Source organism: Chitinophagaceae bacterium, from assembly GCA_030053935.1.
Classification (GTDB): Bacteria; Bacteroidota; Bacteroidia; order Cytophagales; family JASGCU01; genus JASGCU01.
This window is the reverse complement of the sequence record JASGCU010000089.1, coordinates 1,318-10,087: the sequence shown is the minus strand read 5'-3', so window position 1 is coordinate 10,087 and position 8,770 is coordinate 1,318. Positions and strand designations below refer to the sequence as shown.

Annotated in this window: 6 protein-coding genes; 1 reads left to right on the top strand and 5 read right to left on the bottom strand. The window is 34.5% G+C overall.

Annotation, left to right across the window (positions count from 1 at the left end; translation table 11 throughout):
* Positions 1-2,782, bottom strand: a 2,782-nt coding sequence (locus tag QM536_08340; GenBank protein MDI9357013.1) for a LamG domain-containing protein, incomplete at its 3' end; no start/stop codon positions are given.
* Between the two features lie 156 nt (positions 2,783-2,938).
* Positions 2,939-3,820: an Rpn family recombination-promoting nuclease/putative transposase gene (locus tag QM536_08335; GenBank protein MDI9357012.1), complete on the bottom strand. Its 882-nt coding sequence runs from the start codon at positions 3,818-3,820 to the stop codon at positions 2,939-2,941.
* A gap of 503 nt (positions 3,821-4,323) precedes the next feature.
* Between QM536_08335 and QM536_08330 the strand changes: the two genes are divergently transcribed.
* Positions 4,324-4,491 (top strand): hypothetical protein, encoded by a 168-nt coding sequence (locus QM536_08330; protein ID MDI9357011.1) that lies wholly within the window; start codon positions 4,324-4,326, stop codon positions 4,489-4,491.
* Positions 4,492-4,652: 161 nt separating this feature from the next.
* On the opposite strand, the gene QM536_08325 is transcribed toward QM536_08330, so the two are convergent.
* The 3 genes from QM536_08325 to QM536_08315 are packed head-to-tail and all read right to left on the bottom strand — an operon-like array spanning position 4,653 to position 8,588.
* Positions 4,653-6,194, bottom strand: coding sequence for an alkaline phosphatase D family protein (locus QM536_08325; protein MDI9357010.1), 1,542 nt, complete (start codon positions 6,192-6,194; stop codon positions 4,653-4,655).
* A 27-nt stretch (positions 6,195-6,221) separates the two neighbouring features.
* Complete coding sequence (locus QM536_08320; GenBank protein MDI9357009.1) at positions 6,222-7,502, bottom strand: DUF2851 family protein; 1,281 nt, start codon at positions 7,500-7,502, stop codon at positions 6,222-6,224.
* Between the two features lie 3 nt (positions 7,503-7,505).
* Positions 7,506-8,588, bottom strand: coding sequence for a mannose-1-phosphate guanylyltransferase (locus tag QM536_08315; protein ID MDI9357008.1), 1,083 nt, complete (start codon positions 8,586-8,588; stop codon positions 7,506-7,508).
* Between the last annotated feature and the right edge of the window lie 182 nt (positions 8,589-8,770).

Below are 8,770 nucleotides of genomic sequence, written 5' to 3'. Positions count from 1 at the left end.
GTCCTACGGTAAGGTTAAGAACAGCAGAAAAAGTAAGAGTGGGGTTTGTTTTATTAGGATTATTTGCGTCTTTTATAAGAAGTATTTGTGAAGCAGATGAGCCAATATAATTATCATTCCCCGTATTATACGCAGTAATACTTACCGTTCCTGCTCCTCTGATAGTTACCGTGTTATTATTGATACTTACTAAAGTATTGGATGCAGAAAATGAAACAGATAAACCCGCAGAAGAACTCGCTGATAATACAAAAGGTGCATCTCCAAAAGTTTTCTGAGGAAGAGCAGAAAAGGTTATTGTCTGATTTCTTTTTTCAGTTACACCACTATAAAGTTCTGCCACTTCCAAAGTGTTTAACGCTCTATTATATAATCTTATATCATCAATACTTCCATTATAAAATGCTGTCCCTGTTCTATAAGATGGACTTACAGTTCTTCCAATATTAATCTGTCTATTACCAGGTGTTAAATTTACATTAGTTTTTGTTTCAATTAAAACACTATTATAATATAATTTAAACGTTTTTAATTCTCCGTCATAAACGATGGTATAATTTAACCACATACCTATTTTAGGCGTAGAACTGTAAATACTAACACATGTTTCAGGAGATGGGCATGTAGTAATATGAGTCGTATCATGTAAAAAACCTACATTTGAAATATTAAAATTAAATCTATAACGAAAAAGCCAACTTGTTTCTTCTCTATCACTAATTACTTCTGAACCATCATTTTTTGAAGTTGTGTCGGATACATTTATCCAAAAAGAAATAGTATAGGAAGATGTAACTAACCCATTAGCAGCTGATGGAATAGTAATGTAGCTACCCCTTCCATCAAAACTATATGCTTTATTGGGATTTCCAAATCTATCAGATGTCAAAGTAGCACCATTTACTACTCCATTATTTCTATTTCCGCTTTCATCATTTGCATTACCATTAAATGGATAATAAGCAACAAGTCCATCATTTAGGGTAGAAGTTCCTGATATAATACTAAGCACTCCTGATACACTTGCAGAATGGTAGGTATCATTCCCCGTATTATAAGCAGTAATACTCACCGTACCTGCTCCTCTTATAGTAACTGTATTATTATTAATACTTACCAAAGTATTAGAAGCAGAAAACAAAACAGATAAACCTGCAGAAGAACTCGCTGATAATACAAAAGGAGCATTTCCAAAAGTTTTCTGAGGAAGAGCAGAAAAGGTTATTGTCTGAGTTATTTTTACTCCTACTCCATTTTGAATATTGCTAATGGTATAAGGAGAGTTTATGCTTGTAGTCCCAATTACATTAGCAGTAAAATGTATTCCATCTACAGTAAGAGTAGCACGAGTAGTAGCAGTTCCTTGGATTACATTTGCTACGGTGCTACTGGTTCCTATATTTGTAATAGTGGATATTGGTTGAGTAAAGTTTACACCATTGACAGTTATTCTTGCTGCTGCACTATCTATGCGAGGTAATCTTCCTTGTCTATATATAAATCCCGGTCCTAATTCTCGAATACTATCAGAAGCAGAAGCAGTAGGATTTTGCAGAGCAGAGAGAGAGAAACCTATAACATAAGAAAATGTGCCATTATTAGTACTAGTAGCTATCCCTACTTTATTATTATTACTTCTTGCTGTGCCATTTACTGTATGAGGAGCATCTACGTTCCAATAACCATGCAGTACTACAGTTCCATAAGCATTAAACCCCACCAATCCTCCGACACGATCAGAACCCGAGACATCTCCCGTAGCATAGCTTTGGCTGATGGTTCCACTATTCCCTCCCACCAATCCTCCGACAGAATAAGAAGTACTCGTGACAGATCCTGTGGAATGACTTTGGCTGATAGTTCCATTATTATATCCCACCAATCCGCCGACATTCTCATTACCCGAGACAGCTCCCGTAGCATAGCTTTGGCTGATGGTTCCATAATAATTCTCTCCCACCAATCCACCGACATTCTGAGTACCCCCCGTGACATCTCCTGTAGCATAGCTTTGGCTTATTGTTCCATAAAAATTATCTCCCACCAATCCGCCGACAGAATTAGTAGTACTTGAGACAGATCCCGTAGCATAGCATTGGCTTATGGTTCTATTACTACTTCCCACCAATCCGCCGACACGATCAGAACCCGAGACATCTCCCGTAGCATAGCTTTGGCTGATGGTTCCACTATTCCCTCCCACCAATCCTCCGACAGAGTTATTATTACTCGTGACAGATCCTGTGGCATAACTTTGGCTGATGGTTCCTCTATTCGATCCCACCAATCCGCCGACCCTAGAATTACCCCTGACAGATACATTCCTGAGACCTATATTTCTGATCCTACTACTGCTCTGTTGTGTATATCCAAAAAGACCTACATCATTAGTAGATGGGCGGTTTATATACAGATGATCTATGGTATAAGTATTGCCTTCAAAGGTAGCATTAAATTCCGTACCAGTGGAAGGAGTTGAATATGTTCCAATAGGATTCCAACCACTTCCTGTGGTAAAGGAAGTATTGACAGTTCCTGATCTATAAGAAGATGCACTATTAAAATCTAAGCTTCTCGTGAGTTCATACCCTGTACAGCTATCGGTACCACAAGCTACCTTACCTGCTGTACTTCCGAGGTTATATCTGATGGAGTCCAATTGTTCTATATTATATATTTCTATGAGACCGTCATTGTCTCTGTCTCTGTAAGTTTGTGCATTTCCCAGAGCCACGCATCCAAATAATCCCGCTGCTATTGCTAATGTATGTATTACATTCATTGTTTTACTTTGTTTTATTGGTTTTGTATTTGTTTTATTTTCTACTGATGTGTAAATATTATTGTTTTTTGATATGTTCCATACATTTGTAATTTCATTGCAAAATAGTTTTTTTTAGATAGGAACAGTGGATAATTCTCAATGATTTGTTTTCTTTTAGAGATTGTTTTCTGTTTTTATTTGCATTACAAAATCTAAGGATACACTAGAGTCCTCTGCTATTTCAGTAAGTGTGAGTTTTCCTCTTTTGAGATCTTTTATGATTCTTTTTATTTTTTCTTTTGTTTCTCCTTTTATTTCTCCTTTTATTTCTCCTTCACCAAAAGCATAGTCAATAGTATTATAATAATCTCTGTAGTGCTTCAAACTCACTTCATAATCATATATATCTTTTTCAGTGAATTTTGCAAGAGCGGCTTTATCAAATGCCTGAGTAAAAATATCATCTCCCATAATTGTAGGGATGGTTTGCAAGTCCTCTAAATGTTTAATAAAATATAACCATTTATCCAAACGGGTTACAAGTTCTGCTTCGGTCTTTTTGAAATTAGGCACTTCCAAATATAGGAAAGTAAGCTTATCATAAAATATTTTACCGTGTTGGTTCTTTAATTGAATGGTATGCATCACTTCGTTTTTTTCTGATTCTGTTTTGTAATCGTTAAAAGTAAAGTCCAATATCCCTATACAATACACGGCTTTTAATTGGAATTTCCATTCTCCTTTTTCTGCTTGCTCTCTTATGGGAAAAGTGGAATAATAAACTGTTCTTTCTTTGAAATAATTCTGCTTTGTTTTTTGTAGTTCTACAATAAATTTCTCGCCCTTCTCATTTTCACAGTAAAGGTCGTAAATCGCTTTTCTGTCAACTAATCCCTGACCCAGATGTTCAGTATTCTTCAAAGTCAAATCAATTATTTTATCATTATTGGACAGTAAAGCATTCAAAAAGTCCATTAATATTGATTTACTTGCTTCTTCTCCAAAGATTTTCTTAAAACCGAAATCCGTAAAGGGGTCTACATATTTTGCTTTCATTTTCTTGTTTTTTATTTATTAAAAGATATCGCTCTTGATCGATTTATACTGGTGAAAAAATAAAATAATAAGATATTATGTATTTTGCTTATTGGTAACTATTTACTATGTATACTTTTAGAAAAATATAATAAAAATGACTCTCAAAACATCTCTTTCCAAAAATCATGGCAGATACTGCTTTTCCTTCCTCGCTCATATTCTTAATAAAGAACCTCATCCCCTCTAAGAAAAAATACATTGCTGTATTCCTTCGCACAATAAAATTATTCATAAAAATAAAAAATTAAAATAAAACATGAAGAAGATAGATACGTAGATAAAAAATACAGTATGCATTTTCTCTCTACAAAAAAAGCATATTACATTTTTTTTGTTTGAATATTTTATTATAATATGAAAAAGATGTTTAATAACACAAAAAAATAATGAAAAACGACAGGTTAGTACTAGAACGTGTTAGGTTTTGAAAACCTAACACGTTTAATAAAGGAGGGGAGATTTTGACCTCCCGCATCTTCTACCAATATTTCGGTGCTACGCACCTCCGATCCGATTACCATCTCAATGATCTCATAACAGGCAAACCTGTGTTCATCGCAGGGAACGATCCGTTGAACGCATGCACTTCGGAAATGGAATCTCTCTTACAAAAAATTGTGGAAAAGTGAATGGGATATTTTTTTATTATTAAGGTTTTTATTTTGACCTCCCCCAACCCCTCCACTAAAACGTGTTAGGTTTTCAAAACCTAACACGTTTAATAAAGGAGGAGAGTTGGGTAGATTGGGGTCGAAAAAAATTGTGAAAGATAATAGAACGGTAAGGAGCTTCAATTTTTGGAATTATCTTTTACGAGAAGGGTGGTTGTATTTATGTTTACTGTTATTGTTTTTGCAAGATAGGTGCTATCGGAATGAGAGGAGAGGGTCTTTACAAAAAACCATTTTGCTATTGCTTTATCTTTTTGGAGGGTGATGGTCATAAAACCATGATTTATAACATCTACAAATGTTAGGTTGGGGTTATTGGGGATATATTCTGCTTGTTCTGCGAGAGCTTCTTGGCATTTATAGCATTTTTTATATTCATCGGTATTTCCTGAGTTTATGCTGGGAGTAAGGAATTCTACTCCTACGCTGTTATGAGTTTGTTGGGAGAAGTTTTCTGTGATAGGTAAAGCCATGGAGCAGTGGGAATCTCCTGTGAGAAAGACGATATTTTTTATATGATTGTTTTTTAAAAAAGTGGTTATTATGTTTCTTTCGTGTGGGTATCCGTTCCAGTTGTCCCAGTTGGTAAATGGGAATTTGATGGAAGAAAAGAGGACGGGATTTCCTATTATTTTCCAAATGGCAGATGAGTTTTGGATTTGGTTGAGGATCCAATTTCTTTGGGTGGTTCCGAGGATAGATTTGGTGGTATCGGTATTGCTTGGGGTATCGTCTTTAGAAGTTTGTTTTGTTCTTCCTTCTATTCTTTCTTCTAATAAAAAAATATCTACGAGTTTTCCGTAGGATATTTTTCTGTAAATGGGGTCGGGGATGTTTGTTTTCAGTGGTATCCATTCATAATATGCTTGGAGGGCGTTTTTTTTTCGGGTTTCAAAAGTGCCTTCGGTTTCGGGGGAGTGATTGTCAGCACCTTCTTTATAGGTATTATTTGCAAATTCGTGGTCGTCCCAAATGGCGAATAGTGGATGCTTCTGTCTCAGTAGTATGAGGTCGGGGTCTAAACTATACTGTGCGTACCTTGTTCTATAATCTTGGAGAGATATTATTTCGTTTTGGGGGAGATGCTCTCTGTGGGGTATGAGGAGGGCTTGTTTTCTGTCTTTTTTTCCGTATTCATAAATATAATCACCTAAATGGATTATTGCTTCTATATTTTTTTGTTTTGCTAATGCGGAATAGGCGTTAAAATACCCGTGTTCGTAGTTAGCACAGCTTACTACTCCAAAAGTAATAGAATCTTTGAGCATATCGGGAGCGGTTTTTGTTCTGCCTTGTAAGGATTCTATTCCAAAAGTAGAGAATGTATAATAGTAATAAGTATCGGGGAGTAGATTATCTACTGTTACTTTTACGGTATGTTGGTTTATGGAGTCGGTGGTGTAAATTCCTGATATGGTGTTTGTTTGAAAAAGGGAATCGGGTGAGATTTTCCAATTTACCAAAAGGGCTTTTATTGGATGGTCGGGGACTACTTTTGTCCATAAAACGACTTCGTGAGCGGATACATCTCCCGATGCGACTCCGTAATAAAAGGGTTTTAGGGTTTTGTTGTAGAGGTTGTTTATACTATTTGGTTTCTGTATGGTATTGCAAGCAGTATACATGCTTATTAGTATGGTGCAGAGTATTTTTTTTTTCATTTTGTGAATATAATTAAGATGTTGATTTTATTTATTTTTCAATATATTGAGTCCTATTTGGCATTCGAGGCATTTTTTTTTGGTGCAATAGGCGTTGTATAGTTCTAGTATTGCTTGGGAGTCGTGTGCTGTTTCTTGTTTGATGGGCATAAAGGTGTAAAAATCTGCTATGGCGTTTTTTTCGTTTTTTAATGAGTAGAGTATATCTATGGCTTTTTCTTCCATTTCGGGTTGAGCGTACATTCTACCAAAGAGAAACAGGATAGGGCTTACTACATTTATGATAATAATGTCTATGGAATGAGTTCCGATGGTATTTTGTGTTTTATTTTCTGTTTGGGAAGAGAATTGGTAGTGTGTTTTCCAGTAGTTGGATACAGGTTGTGCAAATATTTTTTGGATTTCTTTTGTTGTTTTGAGGGTTTTGAGGGAAGAAAATATTTGTGGGTTTATATGGAAAATAGCTGCGAGTTGGGCTATTCTGAGGGGAGGGAAGTTTGCGGGTCTGAGTCGTAAAAACTTCCAAAGAGGGTATTCTTTTGGGGGTGTTATAGTAAATTTTTGACAGATATATTGAAATTCTTTTTGTAAGGTTTTAGAATATTCATCGTTGACATTATTGGACAGAAAACCTGCCATTCCAAAGAGATATGCTTCTGTGGAGGTAATATCTCTATGTATTTTATGAATTATAGAAAATGATGTATTTTTAGAAAGTTGTTGAAATCCTTCTTCATTTACTTTGAATCCAAAGAAGCGAATTAATGCGTGAAAGAATAATCCGTTCCAGTCGCCTTTTTCTTTTTCTAATATATCTTGAAGTAATTGGGTTTTTCTTTCTAATCTTTCTACGAGGACTCTGTCCATCATAGACCTTGCTTTGAGGGGGTTTATGTTTGTTGCAAAAGAAAAACATGGAACAGGATTTTTTTCTGATAGAAGAGTATTGTATCTTTCTATCATGGTGTGAGAAGTTCTTGTTTTTAATTCTAATTGTGGTATGCTAGTTCCGTCTTTTCGGTAGCAGTTTTCGTCATTTTGCCACACTACGTGAAGGATAACATTGGTGTAAGATGTATCTTTTTGATGGTTATGTTTTTTCCAATCACTGCTTTTTATATGTATTTCTACATTTCCGTTCCATTCTATATTATCTATTAATATTTTTGAATAGGAAAAGTCAGGACCTGCATCTCTATTAAGAATTCCTACATCTAAAACTTGAATCGTTTTACCATCTGTGGTTTGTAGGGTTGTTTTATCAAAATATTGATACTTCCATATAAAGTAGAGAAAAGGTTCTTGCATTTTTTATAAATAGGTATGTAATTCTTTATGTGCTAAGTCAGATAAAATATCTTTGAGATATTCTTCGTTGTCTTTTTTTATAATCACCAATACGTTTCCATAATCAGCTATGAGGTAATTTTTCATATCTTGTAAGACAATGAGTTTATCTTTTGTATCAGTATATATTATATTTTCTTTGCTATTTTTGGGGATTATAGTGTCTACAGAATGTATATTTTTTTGTTCGTCTTTTGGGTTGTGTTGGTAGAGGGTATTCCAAGTTCCAATGTCTATCCATACAAAATTTCCGAGGATTACATACACTTGGTCCGATTTTTCCATGAGAGCAAAGTCAATAGAGATATTTTTGCAGAGGGAATACAGAGAGGTAAGGTGTTCTTGTTCTTTATCGGTATCAAAAAAATGAGCGGTATTGAAAAAATGTTCTGTTATTTCGGGGTATAATTTTTGATATTCGTTTATGAAGGAAGCGGCTTTAGCGATAAAAATTCCTGCGTTCCAAACAAATTCCTTGCTTTCAATAAATTTTTTCACAAAAGAGATATTCGGTTTTTCTACAAATGTTTTTACTTTATGGATAGGATTTTGTTTATTTTCTGTGTATTGAATGTAGCCGTATCCTGTTTCTTCTCGAGTAGGTTGTATTCCTATGGTGATGATATGTTCGGATAGGGAAACATGTTCTATTGCTGTATTAAGACAATTTTGAAATTCTTTTTCATCCATTATAAGGTGGTCTACGGGGACAATTATCAATACTGCATCGGGACATTGTTTATAAATTTTATGGCAGGCATAGAGTATGCAAGTAGCGGTGTTTTTTCTATTGGGTTCTAAAAAAATTTGATTTTCTTGTAGGTGTGGTAGTTGGGTTTTTAGAGTATTTTCGTATTTTTTGAGGGTTACAATTTTTATATTCTCTTCTTTTACGTATCCGACAAACCTTTGGTATGTAAGTTGCAGAAGTGATTTTTTTACTTGGAGTATGTCTAAAAACTGCTTCGGTTTTTCTTCTCTACTATAGGGCCAGAAACGAGTTCCTCCTCCTCCTGCCATTATTACTACATAAACATTTGATACCATTTTTTTTCTTTTTGATGGATAATGATAATATGTATCCTTTGTAATTGTTTAGAATTTTTAGAATATAATAATATACTTTGTATTTTTCTTTTCACAAAGATTTTTCTTTGTTTGCAAATAAAGAAAAATGGTAAAAAATTTCGAATAGGTAAAAAAATGCAGACAACAGGGTTTTAAAAAAA